This window comes from Streptomyces sp. NBC_01717, from assembly GCF_036248255.1.
In the GTDB taxonomy this organism is placed as follows: Bacteria; Actinomycetota; Actinomycetes; order Streptomycetales; family Streptomycetaceae; genus Streptomyces.
On the sequence record NZ_CP109178.1, the window covers coordinates 5,171,997 to 5,195,030 of the forward strand.

Annotated in this window: 22 protein-coding genes and 1 tRNA gene; 8 read left to right on the forward strand and 15 right to left on the reverse strand. The window is 68.6% G+C overall.

Annotated elements, in window-relative coordinates:
- Positions 1-115 precede the first annotated feature (115 nt).
- The 4 genes from tmk (at position 116) to OHB49_RS23450 (ending at position 6,444) form a co-directional block, all read left to right on the forward strand.
- The gene (gene tmk, locus OHB49_RS23435) at positions 116-3,259 is read left to right on the forward strand and encodes a dTMP kinase (protein WP_329162727.1); all 3,144 of its coding nucleotides are present in this window, start codon (positions 116-118) and stop codon (positions 3,257-3,259) included.
- 141 nt (positions 3,260-3,400) lie between these two features.
- Complete coding sequence (locus tag OHB49_RS23440) at positions 3,401-4,606, forward strand: DNA polymerase III subunit delta' (RefSeq protein ID WP_329162729.1); 1,206 nt, start codon at positions 3,401-3,403, stop codon at positions 4,604-4,606.
- Positions 4,607-4,714: 108 nt separating this feature from the next.
- A complete protein-coding gene (locus OHB49_RS23445) occupies positions 4,715-6,244 on the forward strand; it encodes an alpha/beta hydrolase (protein ID WP_030972250.1) in 1,530 nt (509 codons plus the stop codon).
- A 126-nt stretch (positions 6,245-6,370) separates the two neighbouring features.
- A tRNA-Thr gene (locus tag OHB49_RS23450) sits at positions 6,371-6,444 on the forward strand.
- A gap of 47 nt (positions 6,445-6,491) precedes the next feature.
- Here OHB49_RS23450 and OHB49_RS23455 read toward each other — a convergent pair.
- The 12 genes from OHB49_RS23455 to OHB49_RS23510 all read right to left on the reverse strand — a co-directional run bounded on the left by OHB49_RS23455 (position 6,492) and on the right by OHB49_RS23510 (position 17,274).
- Positions 6,492-7,889: a tyrosine-type recombinase/integrase gene (locus OHB49_RS23455; protein WP_329162731.1), complete on the reverse strand. Its 1,398-nt coding sequence runs from the start codon at positions 7,887-7,889 to the stop codon at positions 6,492-6,494.
- Positions 7,890-7,951: 62 nt separating this feature from the next.
- Entirely contained in the window at positions 7,952-8,155 is a 204-nt protein-coding gene (locus OHB49_RS23460; RefSeq protein WP_329162733.1) for a helix-turn-helix domain-containing protein, read from the reverse strand.
- Between the two features lie 468 nt (positions 8,156-8,623).
- Positions 8,624-10,099: an ATP-binding protein gene (locus OHB49_RS23465; protein ID WP_329166594.1), complete on the reverse strand. Its 1,476-nt coding sequence runs from the start codon at positions 10,097-10,099 to the stop codon at positions 8,624-8,626.
- Between the two features lie 2 nt (positions 10,100-10,101).
- Positions 10,102-10,956 (reverse strand): bifunctional DNA primase/polymerase, encoded by an 855-nt coding sequence (locus tag OHB49_RS23470; RefSeq protein ID WP_329162735.1) that lies wholly within the window; start codon positions 10,954-10,956, stop codon positions 10,102-10,104.
- Between the two features lie 82 nt (positions 10,957-11,038).
- Positions 11,039-11,212 (reverse strand): hypothetical protein, encoded by a 174-nt coding sequence (locus OHB49_RS23475; RefSeq protein ID WP_329162736.1) that lies wholly within the window; start codon positions 11,210-11,212, stop codon positions 11,039-11,041.
- A gap of 11 nt (positions 11,213-11,223) precedes the next feature.
- Positions 11,224-11,718, reverse strand: coding sequence for a hypothetical protein (locus tag OHB49_RS23480; RefSeq protein WP_329162738.1), 495 nt, complete (start codon positions 11,716-11,718; stop codon positions 11,224-11,226).
- Positions 11,719-11,931: 213 nt separating this feature from the next.
- The gene (locus OHB49_RS23485; RefSeq protein ID WP_329162739.1) at positions 11,932-14,016 is read right to left on the reverse strand and encodes a hypothetical protein; all 2,085 of its coding nucleotides are present in this window, start codon (positions 14,014-14,016) and stop codon (positions 11,932-11,934) included.
- A gap of 2 nt (positions 14,017-14,018) precedes the next feature.
- A complete protein-coding gene (locus OHB49_RS23490; protein WP_329162740.1) occupies positions 14,019-15,554 on the reverse strand; it encodes a hypothetical protein in 1,536 nt (511 codons plus the stop codon).
- Complete coding sequence (locus OHB49_RS23495; protein WP_329162742.1) at positions 15,551-15,889, reverse strand: RRQRL motif-containing zinc-binding protein; 339 nt, start codon at positions 15,887-15,889, stop codon at positions 15,551-15,553. The genes OHB49_RS23490 and OHB49_RS23495 overlap by 4 nt, the downstream gene beginning before the upstream one ends.
- Positions 15,889-16,767: a hypothetical protein gene (locus OHB49_RS23500; RefSeq protein ID WP_329162743.1), complete on the reverse strand. Its 879-nt coding sequence runs from the start codon at positions 16,765-16,767 to the stop codon at positions 15,889-15,891. Before OHB49_RS23500 ends, OHB49_RS23495 begins: the two co-directional genes overlap by 1 nt.
- Entirely contained in the window at positions 16,757-16,969 is a 213-nt protein-coding gene (locus OHB49_RS23505) for a hypothetical protein (protein ID WP_329162744.1), read from the reverse strand. The genes OHB49_RS23500 and OHB49_RS23505 overlap by 11 nt, the downstream gene beginning before the upstream one ends.
- Positions 16,966-17,274, reverse strand: coding sequence for a hypothetical protein (locus tag OHB49_RS23510; RefSeq protein ID WP_329162746.1), 309 nt, complete (start codon positions 17,272-17,274; stop codon positions 16,966-16,968). The genes OHB49_RS23505 and OHB49_RS23510 overlap by 4 nt, the downstream gene beginning before the upstream one ends.
- Positions 17,275-17,820: 546 nt before the next feature.
- On the opposite strand from OHB49_RS23510, the gene OHB49_RS23515 reads away from it, so the two are divergent.
- From OHB49_RS23515 to OHB49_RS45855, 3 genes are all read left to right on the forward strand, one after another.
- Positions 17,821-18,597: a GntR family transcriptional regulator gene (locus OHB49_RS23515; RefSeq protein WP_329166595.1), complete on the forward strand. Its 777-nt coding sequence runs from the start codon at positions 17,821-17,823 to the stop codon at positions 18,595-18,597.
- The gene (locus tag OHB49_RS23520; RefSeq protein ID WP_329162748.1) at positions 18,578-19,186 is read left to right on the forward strand and encodes a GNAT family N-acetyltransferase; all 609 of its coding nucleotides are present in this window, start codon (positions 18,578-18,580) and stop codon (positions 19,184-19,186) included. Before OHB49_RS23515 ends, OHB49_RS23520 begins: the two co-directional genes overlap by 20 nt.
- 295 nt (positions 19,187-19,481) lie before the next feature.
- The gene (locus OHB49_RS45855) at positions 19,482-20,117 is read left to right on the forward strand and encodes a pentapeptide repeat-containing protein (RefSeq protein ID WP_443079553.1); all 636 of its coding nucleotides are present in this window, start codon (positions 19,482-19,484) and stop codon (positions 20,115-20,117) included.
- 177 nt (positions 20,118-20,294) lie between these two features.
- On the opposite strand, the gene OHB49_RS23525 is transcribed toward OHB49_RS45855, so the two are convergent.
- Entirely contained in the window at positions 20,295-20,615 is a 321-nt protein-coding gene (locus OHB49_RS23525; protein ID WP_329162750.1) for a hypothetical protein, read from the reverse strand.
- A gap of 139 nt (positions 20,616-20,754) precedes the next feature.
- Between OHB49_RS23525 and OHB49_RS23530 the strand changes: the two genes are divergently transcribed.
- Entirely contained in the window at positions 20,755-21,030 is a 276-nt protein-coding gene (locus tag OHB49_RS23530; RefSeq protein WP_329162752.1) for a DUF6233 domain-containing protein, read from the forward strand.
- 171 nt (positions 21,031-21,201) lie between these two features.
- Here OHB49_RS23530 and OHB49_RS23535 read toward each other — a convergent pair whose 3' ends face one another.
- Positions 21,202-22,413, reverse strand: a complete 1,212-nt coding sequence (locus OHB49_RS23535) for a hypothetical protein (protein WP_329162754.1) — start codon at positions 22,411-22,413, stop codon at positions 21,202-21,204.
- Positions 22,410-22,958: a DUF4365 domain-containing protein gene (locus OHB49_RS23540; RefSeq protein WP_329162756.1), complete on the reverse strand. Its 549-nt coding sequence runs from the start codon at positions 22,956-22,958 to the stop codon at positions 22,410-22,412. Before OHB49_RS23540 ends, OHB49_RS23535 begins: the two co-directional genes overlap by 4 nt.
- Positions 22,959-23,034: the final 76 nt, after the last annotated feature.

Here is a 23,034-nt window from a genome sequence, read left to right on the forward strand (position 1 = left end):
TTCGGTGGGCGACAAGCCCGCCGCAGGCGCCCGAACACCGCCCCATCCGGCGCCGGGCGCCCATATGTTCGGATGGGGCCACCGGTGACCGCACCGCTCCGGATAGGCTGGGCGGATGACGCGAGCCGAGCAGCCAACGGTCGTGAGCCCCACCTCCGACACACTTGCCGCAGACTCACGCGAGCGCGCCGTACGAGCCCTGTTGCGTGTTCCCCCGCTGAAGCGGTTGTGGAGCGCGCAGCTCGTCGGCGGAATCGGCGATGCACTCGCCCTTCTCGTGCTGGTGCTGCTGTCGCTGCAAGCGGCGGTCCTCGAGGGCTCATTCGGATCCGGATACCGCGGGGCGGCCTTTGCCGTCGCCGCTGTCTTCGGGGCCCGAATCCTTGCCACGCTCCTCTTCGGAGCCGTACTCCTGGGGCCGCTGACGACGCTCACCGCGCCCGGCGGACCGCTGGACCGGCGGTGGCTGATGATCGGAGCGGACGGGCTGCGGCTCGCACTGCTCGTCGTCGCACCGCTGTGGATCGACTGGGTGCCCGACAAGGCGCTCATGATGATCCTCATCACCGTCTTCGTCACCGGCATCGGCGAACGGCTGTGGACCATCGCCAAGGAGAGCGCCGCGCCCGCGCTGCTGCCCGCCCCGCCCGCGGAGGGCGCCGCGGTACGCCCGCTGCCCGACCACCTCGACGCGCTGCGCCGGCTCTCCCTGCGTACGGACTTCGCCGCCGTTCCCGCCGCGGCGGCCGTCCTGCTGATCGCCACGCTCATCGGCAATCTGCTGGGTTCGGGGCTGGAGTGGTTCTCCTTCCACCAGGCGGCCCTCGGCTCGTACGTCGCGGCCGGGCTGTTCTCCGCCTCGATCTCCACCCTGTACTTCCTCGAGCTGCCCGGTTCGCCGACGCCCCGCCCGCGCTCGCCCCTGGAGGGCCTGCGCCGGCCGTCCACGGCCGACGGCCCTGACAAGGGCCGTACCGGCGCCGTCCCGCTGATCGTCGGTGCCTGCGCCGCGGTCGCCGGAGCGATCGCCGCCGCGGCCGCGGTCGCCGTACTGCACGCGTCCGACCTCGGTGGCGGCCCCGTCACCTTCGCCCTGCTGATCCTCGCCCTGACCGGCGCCACCGGGACCGGCATCCGAACCGCCGAGAAGGTGCTGCCCACCCTGTCGCGGCGGCGGCTGCTCGCCCTCGCCACGGCCCTCACCGGGGTCGCGCTCCTCGCGATGGGCCTGGTGCCGGACACGGCGACCGTGGTGTTCCTCGCGGTCCTCGCCGGATACGCGGCGGGTGTCGCCGCCTACACCGGGCACACGCTCGTGGACCAGGAGACCGAGGAGGTCCGCCGGGCCAGGACCACCGAGCACCTCCAGGCCGTCGTCCGGGTCCTGATCGCGCTCGGCGCGGTCGGGGGCCCCCTGCTGGCCGCTGCCATCGGCACGCACCGGCTGACCACAGGTGACTTCGTCTTCGCGCACGGCGGCGCCGCCTTCGCCCTCATGCTCATCGGCGCCCTGCTGCTGCCGGTCGCCGCCATCGTCCTCGCCAGGACGGACGACCGGTCCGGAGTGCCGCTGCGCCGCGATCTGCGCGAGGCCCTGCGCGGCGGCGAACCGGCCGTGGCGCCCGCAGCGACGGGCTTCTTCCTGGTCCTGGAGGGTGGCGACGGGGCCGGCAAGTCCACCCAGGTCGAGGCGCTCGCCGAGTGGATCCGCGCCAAGGGCCACGAGGTCGTCGTCACCCGTGAGCCGGGGGCGACCCCGGTCGGCAAGCGGCTGCGTTCCATCCTGCTCGACGTGTCGTCGGCCGGTCTTTCGAACCGGGCCGAGGCCCTGCTGTACGCCGCCGACCGTGCCGAGCACGTCGACTCGCTGGTCCGTCCGGCGCTGGAGCGCGGCGCGATCGTCATCTCCGACCGTTACATCGACTCGTCCGTCGCCTACCAGGGCGCCGGCCGCGACCTCTCCCCGACCGAGATCGCCCGGATCTCGCGGTGGGCGACGAGCGGCCTCGTCCCGCATCTGACGGTGCTGCTCGATGTCGACCCGGAGACCGCGCGGGAACGGTTCACCGAGGCGCCCGACCGGCTGGAGTCCGAGCCGCCCGAGTTCCACGCCCGGGTACGGTCCGGCTTCCTGACCCTGGCCGCGGCCGACCCGACCCGCTATCTGGTGGTGGACGCAGGCCAGGAACCGGAATCGATCACCACCGTCGTACGCCACCGGCTCGACCAGCTCCTGCCGCTCTCCGAGGCCGAGATCAAGGCCCAGGCGGAGGCGCGCAAGGCGGCCGAGGACGAGGCCCGGCGCAAGGCCGAGGAAGAGGCCGCCCGCAAGGCGGAGGAGGAGCGACTGGAGCGCGAGCGCCAGGAACAGCTCGCCAAGCTCCGCGCCGAGGAGGAGGAGCGCCGGCGCCGCGAGCTGGAGGAGGCGCGGCAGCGCGAGGCAGAACGGCAGGCGGAGGAAGCCCGCCGACGGGCCGAGGAGGCCCGCAGGATCGCCGAGGAGGAGCGGGTCAGGCGGGAGGCCGAGGAGCAGGCCCGCGAGGCCGAGCAGGCCCGGCTGCGCAGGCAGGCCGAGGAGGAGGCCAGGCTCCGCCAGGAGGCCGAGGCGCGGCGGCTGGAGAAGCAGCGCAAGGCCGAGGAGGCTCTGCTGCGGGCCGAGGCGGCCCGGCGGCAGGCGGAGGCCGAGGCGGCGTCGGCCGCGGGGGCTGCCCGAGCGGGGTCCGCGTCCGTCCCGGACAACGAGCTGACGGTGCCGACGCCGGTGGTCGGCCCGAACGAGGTGACCCAGGCGGTGCCGTCGCCGGTTGCCACACCGTCGCCCGAGGCCGAGACGGCGATGCTCCCGAAGATCTCCGACGCGACAGACCGATCCGAGCGGTCGGACCGGTCGCAGCGTCCTTCGGCACGGGACGCTGCGGGCGCCGCGGACGAGACGACTGCGCTTCCGCCGGTCAGGGACGTACGGGAGGCTCGTGACGAGCACCCGGCGGACCGGGTTCCGCGCGGCATCTTCCGTGACGAGCACGCGGCGGAGAGGGAGAACGAGCGAACCCGGGAGCTGCCGCAGTTCAGCGATCCGCACGCCGCCCCGCACGCTGCCGAGGAGCGGCGGCCGCGCGGTGGGCGTCCTCGTCCGGACTGGGCCGAGGAGACCCCGCTGGACGATCTGCCGACGCTGGCGGACGAGCTGCTCGGCGATCACGAAGGTGACGACGAGGACCCCGGCACCTCCGGACGCGGCCGCCGCCCGCGCCGCTGAGCGGAGCCGCTGACGGGCCCCGGCCGGATCCCCGGTCGGCGGCCCGGGTCCCGGGGACGGACCGGATCGCCGGGATTGTCAGACCCTTCCCCCACAATGGGAAGCCGGAGCCGTACACGACCACCGGAAGGGCGGTGACCCATGTCCGTATGGGACGACCTGGTCGGCCAGGACCGAGTGCAGGATCAGCTCGGCGCCGCCGCCCAGGACGCCGATGCGCTGGTCACCGCCGTCTCTGCGGGGGAGCGGGTGCCGCCGGGGTCGAGGATGACTCACGCCTGGCTGTTCACCGGACCGCCGGGCTCCGGGCGGTCCACCGCCGCCCGCGCCTTCGCCGCCGCCCTCCAGTGCACCAGCCCGGACCGCGCCCTGGGCGGCGCGCCGGGGTGCGGCTTCTGCGACGGCTGTCACACGAGCCTGGTCGGTACGCATGCCGACGTCGAGGTGGTCCGCACGGACCTGCTCTCCATCGGTGTGAAGGAGACCCGCGAGCTGGTCCGCCGCGCCCAGCTCTCGCCGGCCGTGGGCCGCTGGCAGGTGATCATCCTGGAGGACGCCGACCGCCTCACGGAGGGCGCGGGGAACGTGCTGCTCAAGGCGGTCGAGGAGCCCGCGCCCCGCACCGTGTGGCTGCTCTGCGCCCCCTCCCTCGAAGACGTGCTGCCCACCATCCGGTCCCGCTGCCGTCATCTCACGCTGTGCACCCCGCCGGTCGACGCCGTCGCCGATGTACTGATCCGGCGCGACGGCATCGATCCGGAGCGGGCCGCGTCCGCCGCGCGCGCCACGCAGGGGCACATCGGCCGGGCCCGCCGCCTCGCCACCGACGAGAAGGCCCGCGCCCGCCGCGCGGCCGTGCTCAAGCTCCCGCTCAGGGTCGACGACATCGGCGGCTGCCTGAAGGCGGCCCAGGAGCTCGTCGACACCGCTGCCGACGATGCGAAGCAGGTCTCCGAAGAGGTTGATGTCAAGGAGACGGAGGACATGAAGGCCGCGCTCGGCGCGGTCGCCGGAGGCCGGATGCCGCGCGGTACGGCGGGGGTGATGAAGGAGCTGGAGGACAAGCAGAAGCGCCGCAAGACCCGCACCCAGCGCGACAGCCTGGATCTGGCGCTCACCGATCTGACCGGCTTCTACCGCGATGTACTTGCGCTTCAGCTGGGTTCGCAGATCGCGCTCTCCAACGTCGATGTCCGGGACGCACTCGACCGGATCGCCCGGTCCTCCACACCCGAGCGCACCCTGCGCCGGATAGAGGCGGTGATCGCCTGCCGCCGGGCTCTGGACCGCAATGTGGCGCCGCTGCTCGCGGTGGAGGCGATGACCATGGCACTACGCGCAGGCTGACGCCGACTTCTGACACGAAGCCCCGGCAGGATCGCCGACACGGATCGCCGATTCACCCGATTGGGTAATGAATCGGGCGAGTCGGCGCATGGCGGCTACGCTCCGGGGATGGATACCAGGCGCCTGCTCCGTACCTTCGGCACCCTGCTCGGCACTGCCGGCCTACTCATCTCCGGCTGCAGCAGCGGCAGTTCGACGACGAGTGCGTCGAGTTCCGCGCCTGCCGCGCCCACGGAGCTTCTGCCGTACTACACCCAGCATCTGACCTGGCGGGACTGCGGCGTCTCCGGCTTCCAGTGCGCCACCATGAAGGCGCCGCTCGACTACGCGAAGCCCGGCGCCGGCGACATCAAACTGGCCGTCTCCCGCAAGAAGGCCACCGGCCCGGGCAAGCGGATCGGTTCCCTCCTGGTGAACCCGGGCGGCCCCGGCGGCTCGGCCATCGGATACCTCCAGAGCTACGCGGCCGCGGGCTACCCCGCCCCGGTCCGCGCCCGCTACGACATGGTCGCCGTCGACCCGCGCGGCGTCGCCCGCAGTGAACCCGTCGAATGCCTCACCGGACCGCAGATGGACGCGTACACCCAGGTCGATCAGACCCCCGACGACACCGCCGAGGTCACGCAGCTGAGCGACTCCTTCCAGAAGTTCGCGGACGGCTGTGAGCAGCGCTCCGGCAAGATCCTCCCGCACGTCTCCACCGTCGAGGCGGCCCGCGACATGGACATCCTGCGGTCCCTGCTCGGTGACGAGAAGCTGACGTACGTCGGGGCGTCGTACGGCACCTTCCTGGGTGCGACGTACGCCGAGCTCTTCCCCGCCCGGACCGGCCGCCTCGTCCTCGACGGTGCGATGGACCCGTCGCTCTCGTCGATCGAGATGAACCGCGACCAGACCGCGGGCTTCGAGACCGCATTCCAGTCCTTCGCCGCTGACTGCGTGAAGAAGTCGGACTGCCCGCTCGGCACCACCTCCACCGCCGATGCCGCGACCCACCTCGAGCAGCTCTTCGCCGACCTCGACGCCAAATCCATCCCCACCGGCGAGACCCGCAAGCTCGGCGAGTCCCTCGCCACCATGGGCGTCGTCGCAGCCATGTACGACGAATCGTCCTGGCCTCAGCTCCGTGAAGCCATCGCGGGCGCCCAGAGGGGCAACGGTTCCGGTCTGCTCGCCCTCGCCGACAGCTACTACGAGCGTCAGGCGAACGGCAAGTACGCGAACCTGATGGCTGCCAACGCCGCCGTGAACTGCCTCGACTCGCCCCCGGCCTTCACCGGCCCGAGCGCCGTCATGCAGGCCCTCCCGAGCTTCGAGAAGGCGTCCCCGGTCTTCGGCAAGCCTCTCGCCTGGGCCTCCCTGAACTGCGCCGACTGGCCCGTCGGCGCCACGGGCGCCCCGCACAGCATCAAGGCGAAGGGTGCTTCCCCGATCGTCGTGGTCGGTACCACGCGCGACCCGGCCACCCCGTACAAGTGGGCCCAGTCCCTGGCCGGCCAGCTCTCCTCCGGAAGGCTCCTCACCTACGAGGGTGACGGCCACACGGCGTACGGCCGCGGCAGCGACTGCATCGACTCCGCGATCAACAGGTACCTCCTGGACGGCACCCCGCCCGCCGCCGACAAGAGGTGCTCCTGACTCCCCGATCCGCCGAACCTCCCCCCTGACCAGCGGATACGGCTCCGGGGGAGGGCGGTACGGAGCACTCTCCGAAACTGTGTAGACTTGGCGACGCCGCTGATCGCACCATGGTGCGACGGGCGTGCCGCCTTAGCTCAGTTGGCCAGAGCAACGCACTCGTAATGCGTAGGTCTCGGGTTCGAATCCCGAAGGCGGCTCTGTAGAAGCCTCAGGACTCACTCGCCGTGACCTGGGGCTTTTGCTTTTATTGGATGCGGCGCCGCCGTCGAGCGCGGGCCGCGCGAGTGTCGGCGGTCTCAGTTCTGGTCTCAGTGGGGCCAGGATCCGGCTCCGGGGGCGCGGGAACGAAGAACTCGCCCATTCGCCTCATGGCGTCCTTCGACAGGTGGGACCGCCCCTTCACGTACCGCCGCGTCTGACTGATCTGGGTATGCCGAAGGATCTCCATGATCGTGGGCATGTCCACGCCCAGCTCGTTCAGGATCGTGCCGGCCGTGTGGCGACTGCCGTCGTACAGGCGGCGGTCGTCGATTCCAGCTTCCCCGAGCAGTTCCTTGAACTCTTCGTAGTCGGCGCGTGGGTCAAGCGGGCGTCCATCCGGCCGTGAGAACACGACGTCGTACTCCTGCCACAGCTCGCCCGCTGCGGCCCGCATCGCTTCCTGCCGGGCCTTGTGGTCGTGAAGGAAAGGAATGAAGACAGGTGGAATCGGAACGGCGTTCCGGCTCTTCTTCGTCTTGGGGCGCGTGAAGACGAGACCGCCCCCCTTGCGCTGCGGACACGCGCTCGCATGGCTCGTGCACGTCTTGGCGCAAGGCTTCGGGCAACCGCGCTTGTAGCCCTTGTGCGTGGTGCAGGCCGGCGGACAGGGATCGAAGCGATGAAGACGCGCGCCGCATGCGTGAGCCTCGCCACAGCCGTGGCGCCAGGTGAGGCGCTGAAGCTGCCACTCGGGACGGAACAGCTCCGCCTCCAGGTCCACGTACGACCACCTGAGACCGAGGGTCTCTCCCTGCCGGAACCCCATGCCGACGCCCACGATCCACCGCATGGAGGTGGGCCGCTTCGCGGCTGCTTCGAGGAATGCCTTGGCCTCTTCCTTGGTGAACGGGTTGGCCTCCGTCTCGTCGACACTCGGGGGGTCCACGAGGGTGGCGACGTTCTCCGCGATGATGCGCCGGCGGTGGGCAATCTTCAGAGCCCGCGACAAGATGCGGTGCACCTTCACGACGTGGGAGGGAGCGTGGCCGGCGTCGAGCATGGCCCGGTACATCCGCTCCAGGTGCTCGGGTCGCAGCTTGTCGATCCGGTGTTGACCGACCCCCGGAATGATGTCGTTACGGGTCTTGGACCAGTAGTCGTCCAGGGACCGCGGCTTGAGCTTCAGGCTCGCGATGTCGGTGAGATAGGTCTCCATCCACTTCGCCACAGTCGGCTTCCGGCCCGCAGTCGGCGCACGGCCCTGATCTCGCAGCCTTTCCAGCTCACGAACCTTGCGCTTGATCTCGGGCTCGGCCTTGGCACGGCGATGGCGGCGGTCAGGACTGCCGTCGTTCTTCACGCCCATCGTGACGCGACCGTGCCACCAGCCATCGGTGCCGAAGTAGATGGACGATTCCATGTTGGGCCTTCGCGGGCTCATGTGTTCCTCCACGAGGGAGGCGCCCCGAGCGGGATGCTCGGGGCGCCTCGGGGGTGCTCAGGTCAGTTGGACAGCGGGGTGAGGTTCTCCACGTACGCTTCGAGATCCGCACGCCGGATGCGACGCGTACGGCCCAACTTGATGTACTTGAGGGCCCCTTCGGCCATCAGTTCATAGACGGTTGACCGGCCGACGGCGAGGGCCTCGGCAGCCTCTTCCGGCTTGTACAGGAGTCGGTCGACGGGGGCGGCAATCGCGGTGCTCATCCGGGGTGCCTCCTGGGCAGTCGTCTTTGTCTTCGGGAGTTGGGCCCGGGAACTGGGCCCGCGTGTGTCCGAGGTTCGGATTTCTGCGTCATTGCGTCATCAGCGTCATTCAGGCTTCTGACCTGCGGCTTTGCGTGACGCGGCGGCTAGAACGTGCGTCATCGGTGCGTCATGGGCTGCGTCATCGGATGACGCAGATGACGCAGGATGACGCAGAGGCCGCCGTCCGCGTCATGCCTGTTGCCGCAGGTCAGGGCCCGTTTTTCGGCCTGCATGACGCAGATGACGCAGCGTCTTCCCTCTTAGGAAAAAAGAGGGGTGTCTGTTGTAGTGCGGTGCGCCTCACAGCGTGAAGAAGGAGCCGCTGCGCGGCGCGACCTTGGGGCGGCGTTCCGCCGAACAGCAAGAGGAGCACGCCTGGCCGGTGGTGCTCTTCTTGCTTGTCCGGGTGAGCGTGCGGATCGCGGGTCAGAGCAGCGGCTCGTGCTGATGCGGGGCCCGGGTGGTCAGGCGGGTCATTTCGAGGTAGCGGCCCTCGCTGGTGCGGCCCGTGTCGATGAGGACGCCGCGAGCGGCCAGCGTCGGCTGGAGGCGCTTGAGCCGGTCGGAGAGGACTTTGCCGGTGGTCGGCCAACCCTTGGGCAGGGGACGCAGTTCGTCGCCGCTGTAGAGGCGACTGAGGCAGTGCAGCCACTCGGTGGACGTCATCCGCTGCGCCGCGCTCGGCGCGATGGCGTCGGCGTGCCTGAGGACGGTCTGCGCGAGGAGATCGCCCTCGATCACGTCGTCGTTCAGGTCGTCCAGACTCGCCCGGTACGCGGTGAGCGCCCCGAGGCCGGTCGCCGTGTCGAACTGCGCGCAGAGGTGCGCGAAGTCCGCCATCCGTAGATCGGTGGGGGTCTCCGCCTCGGCCGCACGGACCTTGACCGTGAGGTCCAGAAGCGAGCCAAGAACGACAGGCAGAACCTCCGCGTACTCCGCCCACAGTTCCGCCTCGGTGCGCCGGACGCGGGGCCGCTCCAAGCGCAGCGGCAGGAGCCGTTCCGCAAGGTCGGGGCGGATGACGCCGACGTCGATGCCGGTCAGCAGCAGGGGTCGGCGGTAGCCGACGCGGAACACGTCCCCGTCGGTGAACAGGGCACGCTTGACGCTCTCGGCGCCGGTCACGATGCAGCACATCGCGTCGGACAGGTCCGGCGTCATGTGGGAGAGGTTGTCCAGGGCCGTAACCCATCCAGCCGCCACAGCCGCGATCAGGTTCTCCTCATCCTTCGGCGCCCGGCGCAGGTCACCGCTCATGCCCTCGATGATCCGCACGAGCATCCGCCCACCCGTGGACTTCCCCGCGCCCTGCGGCCCGGTGAGGAACGGCGCGGGCACGGGCACAGACGGACCGAGGCAGCCGATCAGCCAGGCGATGGCCAGGCACTCGGTCTCCGCGTTGGCGAAGTTGCACAGACGCATCAGAAGATCGATGCCCTTGCCGTCGGTGTCCTTGGCCGGCAGGGGCAGTTCCCCCGTGAGCTGCGTGCGCCGCCAGCACACTTCGCGAGGGTCGGGGGTGAGGAGGTCCCAGCCCGAAGGGTGGATGCGGACGGACTGCCCGTCGTCACGACCCAGGTCCAGCCAGGTTGCCCCGTCGAAGCCGGGGGCGACGCGGATGTGGACGGGCTGCACTTCCTCGGACAGCGCCAACGCTTCGATCAGGTCCAGTGCCTCCTTGAGCGCGGTCCCGTTGAAGACGCCGCGCCCGTCCTTGAACAGGCCGACCATGAGTTCCTGTCGGTGGCTGCCCGTCGTGCCCTGAGAACGGATCGGCCGGGCCACGGGGTGGCCGTTCCGCTGCGCGTACACGGTCCCCTCGGCAGTACGGAAGTATCGGAAGTGCGTCTGCGCGTAGTCGGCGATGATCTCGCGGGCGGGATTCTTCTCGTCGTCGGACATGGTCACAGTCCCAACCTGGTCAGGGCGTTGGTCCACGCATCGGTGCAGTGCCGGGGCGATTCGCCCTTGGCCTGCGCGGCCGTGAACAGCCGCGCGATGTGGGCCTCGGTGAGGCAGCCGCACCGGGCGTGCGTGGACAGCACGGCGAGGAACGTCCGGTAGACGGTGGCGTGCACCGCACTGCGGGCCTCGGTGATGCGCTGCTCTGCCATGGCGATGCCACGGTTCAGATAGGCCGGCGTGCGGTGGGGGCACTCCCCGCTCCCGACCAGTGCGGGCACGGTGATGGCCGCCGGTCGGACCGTGGGGGCCTCCTTCACGGCCAGCGCGCGGACGACGTCCAGCAGTGCCGTGATGGTGCCGAGGCCGGGCCCCAGCCACCGGGCGTAGGCCATCGTGGACTTGATGTCCACGCCGGGCCGTACGGCGTTGCTGGACTGCATGGCGCCCTGGTAGAGCCAGTGCTCACCCCGGGTCGTCGGCACGGTTCGTGTGGCGGGCAAGGTCGCACGGGCCCACGCGACGGCTTCCGCGTTGTCGAGGTCCACGACGGTGAGGCCGGCACCTCCGGGGTAGTAGGCCACCCCGGCCGCTTCCCGCCACGCTCGGACCCAGGTCGGCGAGATGATGACGCCGAGGTCGGTGGTGGCGGCGGCCCAGCCGTGGCACGGGTTCGGGCAGGAGCAGGGGCCGGGGATCTTCATGTTCGGCCGACCACCGCACGCGTTGTCGGCGCAGCGGCGGCAGTTGCCAAACGGCACCTTCCCAGCTCGTAACGGCAGCACGGGCACGCCGGAGGCTGCCAGGGAACGAGCGGTATGCAGGCGCTCTCCCCGAATGTCGGCCGGTTGGGTCATGCTGGAGTCTCCAGTTCTGTGAGAAGCACTGGCAGACGAGGGCGGCCCCAAATCATTGGCGTGAGATGGGGGCCGCCCTCGGTCAGTTGTGGAAGCGGTTGGAGTTGGGGTTCTGGTCGCACCAGTCCTCGGCGCACACCTTGTGGACCGGCTCGCGGTCGTGCGAGCGCATGGGGGTGGGCTTGCCGCACAGCACGCACGGCAGGTTCCGGGAGGCGTCGAAGTGGCGGGCGTCCCGCCAGTCGATCAGCGGCATGGCCCCACCCGTTAGCGGTGGTTGATGGTGCCGTTGGCCTTGCCGAACATCCCGCTCGCGGTGATGTTCTGCGTGATGTGCGTGGTGCCGGTGCCGGTGCCGGTGCCGGTCGCGGCACGGCCGAGACGAAGCAGGAGAGGAACGCCGATGGCCGCGGCGGCGATGAGGGCAACGGCGGACCAGAGGGCTTGGCTCATGGCGATCAGTCCCGGGGCTGCGTAGGAAAGTCCGATTCCCGCGGCGGCGATACCTCCGCCGATCGTCGGCGTCAGCAGGGCGGTGGTCTTGGCCCATGCCGGGATCGGCTGCACGACAGGCACCAACGGTGCGGCCGGCGCGGGCGGTTGCGTGTACGCGAGGGTCCGTATCCCGCCGGGCAGGGTGACCATCTGGACGCCGGGCGGGATCTCCGAGGGCAGCATCACCCGCCCCTCGGGGGCGGGGAGGTAGGCGGGATAGTCGTCCGGACGGCGCTGGGTGGTGATCTCATACGCGGTGTCATGCACGACGGGGCTCCTTCAGCAGCGAGGGCGGCACCCCGTGGTGTGAGGGGGTGCCGCCCGCGCTGACTTGTCGTGTCGCTTGTCGTCTGGCTTGTCGTGTGCCTTGTCGCTTGTCTTGTCTTGTCGCTTGTCGCCCTTGCAGGTCACAAGCCGTTTCCAGCCCGCACAGAGCCGCCCAGGGCCCTTCTCGTACCGGTGGCGACAAGCGACAGCCGCTCAGTCCTCGGATGGGTTGTCGGGGGCGTGTTGGCGGTGGACGTAGCGGGCTTTGGTGCCGGTGCCGACGCGGACGGCGGTGCCGTCCGCAGTCCACGTCTTGAGCCAGCCGACCACCGTCTGCCGCGTCGTTCCGTACTCCTTGGCGAGAGCTCGGGCGATCGCCGAAGCACCGGTTCCCGCCGGTCCAGCGGAGAACAGCAGGCCGAGTGCGACCTGCCGGGCGGCGTTGTCCTCGTTCTGCAGCGCGGACAGGTTCAGCCCGCCCGACGTCGGCTGCTCGGTGTTCGTCCCGGGGTCGGCGAAGGTCGCGAACTCGGCGTCGATCTGCTCCCGGAACTTCCGGGCGAGCGCCTCCTCAGCGGACTCCCGATCGCCCCGGAGCGCGGACAGGTTCAGCCCGCCGGTACTGCCGACCGACTGCGCCGGAGCGTCGGCGGCCGGGGTGTGGGTGGTGTCCCGCATCCATGCCGTGCGCTCCGGATCCCACCGCGAGGCGTAGGCATCGCCCGCGGCCTTGCTGGACACTCCGTCCAGGGTGGGGTGCATGTCGGAGGTGGCGAGGACGATGTCGCGGATCTGGTTGGGCAAGATCCGCCAGTTCTTGAACAGAGCCGCCGCAGACTCCGGGGTCCCCATGAACCCAGCACCCTTATACGGAGCCTGATCCACGCGCAGCCCGCGAGAGGCGGGAAAGACCTTGCTCAGGTCCATGCCCTCCACCTCGCCACCGGTGAGGCAGACTCGAGCCTTGGCCTCGCGGCGGATCATCAGGTTGCCCAGCACGGACCCGGTGGCACCCAGCGCCGTGAGGACCGTGCGGATGCCCATGGCCCGGAGCATGCGGATGACTTCGAGGATCTTCTTCGCGAGATCCTTCATGCGCCGGTCGGTGCTGGTCAGGATCTCCGCACCCTCATCGACGACCAGCATGATCTGCGGAATCTTCGCGCTGATGGGGAGCTGGTCGGTGTTCCGCTCCGCCATCAGATCCTGATAGGCGACCTTGCGGCGCAGCCCGACCGCCAGGGCCGCATCGAGCATCAGCACTGCTTCCTCGTAGGTGGAGGCGAGCCAGTCGATGCCGGGCGTAACCCCGTCCACGGGGGCCCCGTTCACGTCCAGTGCCGGGCGGACCCAGGGCAGGCCGGCGGATCCGGCGTTGAGGTCGATCACCCAGGTCAGCACATCGGTGGTGCGGGCGAACCCGGCGAGGATGACGTGGACCATGTTCGTCTTGCCGGACCCGGTGGGGCCGACCACCAGGGCGCACTGTTCGCGCAGGTAGACGCAGATCTCCTCGGCATTGGTGCGGTAGCCCCACGGAATGCCGGTGTAGATCGACAGGGGCGTGTAGTCGGACGGGTAGGTGCGCTCCTCGGAGAGGACGTTGACCGTGGTCACGTCGATCAGGACCCGGCCCTGATGGATCCCCTGCGAAGCAACCGCGGTGCAACCGTGCGGCAACCGGGCGTCGGCGGACAGGGCGGCGGAGTGCTGCGCGATTCGGTCGTAGGTAGTGCCGCCCGGGGGGAGTTCGGCGTCGATGGTGAAGCCGGTGCCGGTGGGCCAGATCTCCACCGCGAGGATCCGCAGGGTGATGTTGCAGACCCGCTGCACCCGGTCCACCCACTCCGCAGCGATCGCCCGCCGTTCGGCGGACAGCTCACGGGCGACCTGCCGCTCAGCCTGCGCGATGGCCTCCAACTCCCGTGCCTCCTCGTACAGGAGGGTGGAGCGGGCGGCCGCGCCCATGCCCACGCCGATCGTGGCGAGGGAGCCGATGGCGGCCCAGGTCAGGGGCCCGGTGGTCATGGCCCAGGTGGTCCACCCGGCTCCGATGAGCCACGAGGCGGACCGCATGGCGATGGTGCGGGCGGAGAGGCGTTCGCGCAGGCTGCTGATGGTGTGGCCGATCGCGCCGGCGGCGCCGATGGCGAGGGCCCAGCCGGGGGGCATGCCGGTGGCGGCTCCGGTGGTAGCGACGGCGAGGCATCCGGTGGTGGCGGACAAGGCGCCGGTCACGGGTCCGTGACCGGCAGCCCAGTCCCACACCGGCCCAGTGGAGGCGGTGTTGGTGGTCATGATCAGACGTTCCAGCCCTTCTCGGCGTCGGGCCCGTTGCGCGGGTCCTCGTGGCGGGCGATGTCCTGCTCGTGGGACTGGCGGAACAGCGGTCCCATGTCCTCGGCGACCGCGACGGCTGACATGACGGCGCCGAAGATGTCGTTGAAGCCGTCCGCGACGTCCTTCTCCAGCGGGAACTCCGAATCGGCCCGCTCGGCGAGGACTTTCATCACGTTCGCCACGCTCGTCAGCGCGGCCGGGAGCCCTTCGACCATGGCCAGGATCTCCATGGCGTTCTCGGGGTCGTACTGCCCAGCTGCGGATTCCATCTCCGCCGCGTACTCCTCGAACCGGAAACCAGACACGTTCTCTCCCTCACTCACGGTGGTGGGTGCTGCCGGCGTCGGCCCAGTGGGGCGTTCGGCCGTGGCGCTGATCTGGTCGGTGTTCTCGGCCGCTTCCGTGTCGGCGGCGGCTTCGTCGTCCTGCAGGGCGGCGCGTATCGCGTCGTCCCGCTGGTGGCGCTGTTCCTTGGCCGTGTGGGTGAGGCGGGCGTAGACGCGGCGGCCCGGGTACTGCAGCCAGGCCCAGCCGAGCTTCCGGCCCAGCGGGGTGGTGAGCATGCCGACCAGGCCCAAAGCCCCGGCGAGCAGGGCGGCGCGCAGTCGGCGGCCCTGGAACCGGGCGGCAGACCGCCACAGCGCCTTACGTGCCTTCTTCCGGGCAGGGGCCTTGCGGACCGCGCTCTGCTGTCCGGCGATCTGGTCGGTCGCCCTTCGGTCCCGCGCGGCCCGGTTGCGGTCGATCACCGCACCCTTGGCCGCACCGACCCGACCCGCGGCCTTGCCCACGGACCGGCCGATCGCCCCCCTACGGGCCATGGACGCCGACCGCGCTGCCGTCCTCGCGCCCCGGCGGGCATCCGCCACGGCACGCCGCGACCCGGTCGTCTCGGCCCGCCGGGCCGCCCGTGACGGGGCCGCCTGCCGGGCTGACGCCCGCAGCGCCTTGACCTGTCCCGCACGCCCCGCACCGTGCTGTCGAGTGGGCTTCCCGGAGGTGTGACCGGTGGCCTTCCCTGGCCGATTGCTGGTGGTCTTGCGCTGGTGCGGCACGCCTGGGGTGGAACTGGTGCGCGAGGTGCCGCGACCTGCGTGCTTCGCGGATCGACCGCTCGTTCCGCGGGAGGACGCGCTGTGCACACCGCCCGTTCCGCGACCTGTCCGGCCAGGGCTGTGCGGCGTCGCGGGACGGTTGGTGCGGCCGGTGGCGTGCTTGCGGTGGGCTCGGTGGTTGCGGGTTGCGGCGGCGACACCGAGGATGCATGCGCCGGTCGCGGCGACCGCGGCGGCGATGGGTCCGCCGGCCAGAGCAGCCGCGGCCAGCGCCGTCACGGTGGAGTTGGCGCCGGTCATCGCGATCGGGACCACGGGCCAACCACCCGCCGTGTGCTCCACGGTCACCTCGGCCGGTGCCGGAGTGGGGTCGGCCTGGGGGGGTGTGGTCGGTGCGGGCTGGTTGTCGGTCACCATCGGTTCGGTGCTGAGTTCCGTCATGCTGAACGCTCCCTTCGGATGTCATCGCAGGTGACGCACATGCCGAGCGACCGCGGGATGCAGTACCCGGCGTCCGTGCGGCAGTTGGGGCAGGTCCGGCGCGCCCGCATCGCCTTGGCGAGCGCAGCGGTACGGGCCGGGGTCATCGGGCGAACGGGCTTGGCCCGGTCGATGCGGTAGAGGTAGGCGACCAGCGGCCCGCGACGCCGGCGGGGCTTGTGGAGTTCGGCGGCGACGTCTTGTCCGCCGGGTCGCAGCCCCATCTCACGAAGCTGCCGACGGGTCGCCAGACCCTCGGGGGCCATGCGCCACCGGTAGTCGGGGACGGTGGTCATCAGAGCGTCACCCGCGCCGCGTCCGGTACCGGAACGAGGTGCGGGCGGCGGGTCACGCCGTCCTCTTCGAGCTGCTTGTAGACCTTGTGGACGTAGGAGGTGGAACGGGTGGAACGTACCGCCGCCGCGGGGATGGTGACGCCTTCCACCCAGCACTCCCGGATGATCCGGGCAGCCTCATCGGCAGGCAGCTTCACCACCTCCCGCCCGTTCCCACCACCCTGGGTGGAAGCGGGTGGAACGGTGAGGGGGAACACCCGGTGTCCACCGCAGATGACCAGCGGCGACGCCTTCCGACCGGACACCGCCGGCGCAGCCGGGGCAATGAGGGCGGGTGGGGTGGATGCCGGGGTGGAAGCGGGGTGGACGGGAGGGGCTTCCACCCGTTCCACCACGGTGTCCACCTGGTCACGCAGGACAGTGATTCGATCAAGGATCGCGCGCCGGTAGAACGTGATCGCCTCAGCGAGAACGATGAGGAGGACCGGTGGAATCGAGTGGAGGACGAGACCGGCCGGGTCCACTTCCCGCGGGACACCAAAGGCAGTGCCCGCGGGCCAGAGAGAGGCCCAGCAGTTCATCAACCACGTGCCCAGACCGGCGAACCAGCGGAGTCCCGTGGCCCAGCCGGACGGCTGCACCCCGTGCTCCGACAACCGGCCGTCCACGATCAGGACGGCCCCGAGGGCGACCGCGACCATGGGGTCGAGCAGCCAGGCGATCCACACGCTGATGTGGTGGTCGATCGCGAACAGCGTCACGTTCGTCGCGGTGAACGCGAGCGCGACCACCGCGACCGCCACGAGCACCTTCGTCAGGCCCGATTGCAGGCCCTGTAGTGCGGCGATCTGCTCGGCCGGGCTCGTCTTACGCCTCATCGCGGCCCCCGTCCCCACCGCGGAAGCGGTGCGCCCGGTGCAGGGCCATCAGGTGGAAGCAGCCGGCCGCCACGAGCAGGTTCCACAGGAACCGGGCCCACGCCGGCAACGGCACCAGCCACGACACGACGCACGCTGCGACCAGCAGCGCACCGCCGTGGCGCAGCCACCATGCCCACAGGCCAGCAGGTGGGGCGCTCATACGGCGACCGCCGTACGAGCGGTGCAGCCCTTCGCCGGGCGGCGGACCGCACGGCGCGGACGCCGGCCGGACGGGCGCGGCTGCTTCAGCGGGAGCGTCCGCAGCAGGCTCTCCGCGTACGCCGCGGTCTCCGGGTCACTCTCGCGCAGCTCTGTGAGAACCTCGTGCGCCACGTCCAGGCGGGCCGCCCGGTCCATCGCAGACTCCGTGGCCGAACCGGTGAACAGCTCCAGGTCGATTCCCAACGCCAGCTCAGCGAACTCGGTCGCGGTAACAGCTTCGTGACCAGCAACGATGGTCTTCATGGGTCGTGAACTCCTTAGACGGTGGAACGGCCCAAACAGCGGCCCCGGTGCTCCAACACCGGGGCCGCGCGCCGTCTGGTGGGTCGGTCGTGGGTACGAGCGACCGCGGCGACCCGACACCGCAAGCCGCCGAGATGGCAGGGCGAATGTCGGGCACCGTGAGCGCTGGTACGGGTTCGGATCTCCTGTTCGCACGGCGCTGTTCGTTCCGGGGAGGTCCGAAGTCCCGGAGGTCGTCGCAGTCGGTGTGCCGTTGCGGTTCTTTAGAGCCGATGGCGTGTCCCCCACACGGAGGGGTGGGGCCCGGTTGTGACACCGGGTCCGGTCTCGATCGGCTGGTCTCCACTCGCCTCGGCCGGAACGGTCACGGCCGCCGTGCTGCGGTGGATCACGCTGTGGAGTTGTTGAGCAGGACACAGCAACGTACGTGACACCCCGTACAACCTGTCTGGAGGAGTGCCTTGATCTGAGTCTGCCCATGGGTACTTGGAACGTCAAGCCCTCTCGTCTAACTTGTACGGAGGAGTTGGAGCAGAAGGGTTGGAGATGCCCGTGCGACGCGGAATGACTAAGGCGCAGGAGATTGCAGCTGACCTGCGTAGGCAGATCGAGAATCGGGAGCTCGCCCCTGGGGCGGTGCTCCCGAGCGAATCGAAGCTGATGAGCCAGTACGGCTACAGCCGCGAGACCGTGCGCGCCGGCGTCCGCGCTCTCATCGAAGAGGGGCTGGTCGTCACCGGATGGGGACAGGGCAAGTACGTCCGTGAGGACTATCCGCCGGTGGTCTGGAACTGGACGACCCTGGAAAGCCGGAGCCGGCACGCAAACGCGGTGGAGGGTCAGACCGCCGGAGACCAGTGGTCGAGCGCCATCACAGACGAGGGGAAGTCCCCTCGGCAAGAGATCACCGTGTCCATCGTCGAGCCGCCACCACACGTGCGCGACGCGCTCGCACTGCCCGACGATGGTCTAGCTGTGGCCCGCAAGCGCATTCGCTACATAGACAACCGCCCCTACGCGCTCGCCGACTCCTACTTCCCTCAGGAACTCGTCGCCGGGACGCTCCTTATGGAGCCGCGCGACGTGGCAGCACCGGGTGGCGTGCTCGCATCCGTTGGGCTCATCCAGACCAAGTACAGGGATGAGATCGCGGTGCGTATGCCGACACGGCATGAGGCCGAACTACTGGCGCTACCTGCGGCAACTCCGGTAGCGGAGCACACACGAACAGGCTACGACGCAGACGGAAAGCCTCTGCGCTGCATGGTCACCATCCTCCCCGGAGACAGGCACAAGATCCTCTATGAAGTCGACACTGACTGAGTTCCTTCGCCCGGCGCGGGCGGAGGACGTGCCTGCCCTTATGGCCCTGCGGACAGAAGCCGAGGAATGGCTCAGCTCAAAGGGCACCGACCAATGGAGCGATCCGGAGACCGGGGCCAAAGCGATCGGCAAGTGGCGAGCATCGATCGATGAGGGGCGTGCCTGGGTCGTCGTCGACTCCGGCAAGGTCCTGGGCACCGTGAGTAGAGGCCCCGTGGATCGGGACTTCTGGACAGATGAGGACCGTCCCGAAACTGCCTTCCACCTCTACAAACTCATCGTCGCTCGCCAAGCCGCCGGGCGGCACCTTGGGGCGCGCCTCGTGGACTGGGCATCAAGATTGGCCGCCATGGAGGGTCGCGATTGGGTGCGCATAGACACCTGGCGGTCGAACGAGGGCCTTCACTCCTACTACGAACGGCTCGGTTTCAGGCACGTGAGGACTGAGAGTCCGTCACATCGACTCTCAGGGTGGCTCGCTCAACGGCCCACTACCGCGCTTAGCCTCCCCGACTTCCCACTGACAGTGGGCCCGCCTCACGAGGGCAGGACGGCGCCGATCCCGTCTCAGCACACTCCGGCGGACTGACCTGAGGCGGAGCTCCCCAGGTCATATTCGAACTCCGCGGGCGAGATCGTAGTGACACCCGACGGACCGATGCGGCCGATGCCCTCGGGCCTGCTGACCCGCCAAGGACCGAGAGAGGCTCAAGCTTCAACACCCGAAAGTTCCTGTGCAACGGCCGTTCGGCGGACTGCGGCACCGCGCTGGAGTGACAAACGAGTCGGCATGCAATTACATCTCTGCGCTGTGGGATGTTCGCCCCCGGACGGTGAGGTCGCCGTGCACGTCAATCTCTTCCACAGAATGCGGAGGGCAAGGAATGGCATCGGAGATCAAGACGGTAGGTAGCCTTTCAGTGGTGACCGGGGCCGTACTCACGGCGATTCTCTTGGCCTCGCCAGCCGCCGCGCAGAGCAGCATTTATACGACAGCTCGTCACGGCTCTGTCGCGCTTGACCGCCAACACCGCGACCACGACAAGTGCCAAAGCAGCCGCCATCGGGGGGACGATGACCATTGCCCCACCGGACCTGCGGGTCCTCCCGGACCTCCGGGACCTCCGGGACCTCCGGGACCTCCGGGACCTCCGGGACCTCCGGGACCTGATGGGTCGACCGGGCCCATCCTGTGTCCCGGTTGCAATTTCGCGAGCTACGTGAGCGTGGGCAATAGATTGAGCGGTAGGGACTTCAGTAACGCATTCCTGCCGGCGACCTACATGCCGGGCCAGAATCTGTCCAACAGTAATTTCTCGGGCGCGGCGTTTAATCAATCAACCCTCACGACTACCAATCTCTCAGGCTCAAACTTCAACAATGCTGACTTCACCCAAGCAGACTTGACGGGTGCCACGACAACAGGGGCAACCTTTACAGGTGCCATCTGGAGTAACACCACTTGCCCAGACGGCACGAACAGCGACAGCCACGGCAACACTTGCGTTGGGCATCTCTAGCCTGTGCGTTTCACTAAAGGCTGTCCCGTAATCCCTGGTAGGCGCAAGACGAGCTGGTCCAGGAAAGGCAGATCCAGCGGGAGCTGTAGTAGTGGCACCCGCCGACGTGGCCGCCGTTGCACCGAAGGAAGGTGCAACGGCGGCCGCTCGTTTTTCACGGCAGCTGGATCGGGGCCGCTACGACTCGTCGGTCCTGATGGTCACGGTGGCGCCCGCCTCTCGGGCTGTCTCCCGCAGAACGGCCAGTGTGTCCGTGAGGCGCGCGCGGGGACCACCGCGTGGGGTGGTGGCGATGAGGCAGGGCATGCACCGGTCCAACCAGCGGCGGCCATGTCCGGGTGTGTCGACGCCCACGGTCGCTCTGGCGGGCTTGCCGCAGAGCGCGCACGGATGGCTGCCGTCGAGCCGCTCGGTGCCGGCCCTGGGTGCCCATGGTGGCGCGGGGTCCAGCTGCGACGGGTCGACTCCGAGGGATCGCAGCAGGTCAGCGTCGGCCATGCGTGCGGCTCCTCTCGTCGGCTTCCGAACGATACGCCCGCTTATGACGCTCAAGCGCCCGACGTAGACTCGAACACGTGTCCGATCTCCTCCCGAGCGACCTGGCGCGGCTCCGTACGTTGCGGACCTGGGATGCCATGTGGGTGGAGCGCATCGACGGAGGCAATCGCGGCGGCCGAACAGCGGGAAGAAAGAGTGGCAGCAGGGCGAGGAGCGGCGACCGCCCGCCCCGGACTGGATCATTGAGCTCAGCATCGGGGTCGGCGCCCAGCCCATCGAGGTTCACGTCGGCGGGTGCTACGCCGCCGGAAAGTGCCACCGCACCATCACCCGCGAACAGGCCCTCGCCGCCCTCGCCGACGGGATCCGGGCATGCATCCACTGCCGGCCTGACACCGAGCTGGGGGTGCTGTGAACAACTCACCCACAGTGGCTCACCATCGGCGTCAGCGAGCGCGGTAACTTTCTCTACTTCATCAAGGTGCTCACGCCGCGCACAGTGCGGCGACCGTCACGCGTATGCCGCAGTACCGCAGCGTCACGGAGCGCTTCCTACGCCGCATCAAACTGTGAGTGACGGAAGGCACTAGAAGAGAGGGGTCTGACTTTCGGAATTCACATCAACCCCTGGCGTTTCCGGAGTTACGTTGACCAGCTCAATAATCTCAGGGTCATATAGCCAGTAGTAGTGGCCTTCAAGCTCTTGTCGTCCGGAAATTCGGACAGCGAAGTTGTTGCGGTGGGCGTCCACGGCTAGATCGTAGTCGTCAACCTTTAGGCGCACTCGCATCTTGCGGGCGGTTGTCCCGCCCAGTACGTCCAGGCGAACCACGCCCGGATTTCCGGGCTTTGGTCTCTCCAGGAGAGTCACCATGCCCAATACCGTAACCGGCTCCGGCCTGACGGCCGCGGCAAGCATTGTTCCTGCCTTCTCCAGGACGGAATAATCAGATGGCGAAAACTCTAACTTGTGCCGTTGGGTCGATGTTTCAGTGAAGATATCGTCACCGGAATTGAATTCAATCTCGACTTCCGCTCCGTCTGAATCTCTGATCAGATTGCGTACGGCCTGCGTCAATTCATAGCAGAAGCCTCGGCTTACGTTTTCGATGAACCCGTACGTGGATCCGGATGCAACGAAGTGGTCTACAGACTCTCGAGCGGCTTCGAGTGCGGATACCAAGCTGAGGGTGATCTCCCTGCCCGTGTGCTGGCCGATCAGGGGGATGGAATCACCTGGTTTTGGCTTCTTCTCGCTGAACACCTCATCGGATGGGGCGTAGGCAGTCACAACGTAGCTTCCGACCTCTGTCTGCCCCATCAGAACGGAATCTAGGAATGACTTGGCGAGAAAAGTATTGGAGTTACCAAAATAGGCTGCCTTGGATTTTCTGGTCTTAGCGGCAACAACCATTGACTTACGTGCGCCTTCGTGAAGATCCTCCCCTGCAGTCCACGGGATTGTTCCTCGCCGAGAGCGGGCCTCCTTGTGGAACTTCATCTCGTCACCCAATGAGTGCAGCGTTGCGGCTCGTTGCAGAATAGTCCGGATTTTTGCATCGCCGAGATTCCAGGCGCGGGCCACCGCTTGAGTGAGTAGATCCTGATAGTCGTCGGTTTCTGCGTCTTGCGGGAGCAGCAGTCGGCCGCCGACGGTGAGGGAATCTGCTTCGAGGCGCCATCGCGAATACAAACCGTCTTGGCCGCCAAACTTCTGCCAACCGCTTCGTTCCAGCGCGAGAGCTAGCTGCGAGTCCGTTAGATGCCCTGCGATCTCGCTGAAATCAGGCGTGCTCACGGTGTCCCCCCCTTGCCGATCCTCTCCATGATGCTGCATAGGGCATTGTCGTCGAAAATCTGGCTGGTGGAGACTCTCACTGCTGTGTGTTTTATTCCCGAAGGTTCGACGCCAGTTACGCTGCGCCAGTAGGCGCAATGTCGCAACTGAAAGATATCGTGACTCGCATCAATCCACTCGGCAACGTCTTCTGGAACTACCATTGCTACTAGGATTCGGTGAACTGTGACTCGCGCACTCGCGAGCATCTTTAGTCGATCGTTGGAGATATTCACGGATACGAATCCATTGACAGGGTTCGGCCCGCTCGTCCACGTGCTTTTGAGCTGTAACCTCAGGTCTATTTGTTCGTCGGTTTCGTGTTTGTCCGACGAATGGCTCAGTGTCCAGTCGATGCCGTTGTCCGGATTGGGCTTGGCCATGGTGCAGCCTGCCGCGGCTGCCACTGCATGCAGGTAGCTGTCTTGCAGCATCTCCATGCGGCGGGTCTTCTCTAGCTCCCCCCGGAGCGGCCCCGCAGGAACGCTGTGCGCGATGTCGATCATTGCCCCCCACATCTGTGTTGCCTAGATCACATCGTAGAACCGAGGTGTGCGTCTGGCAGCAGCTTTGCGGGTGTCC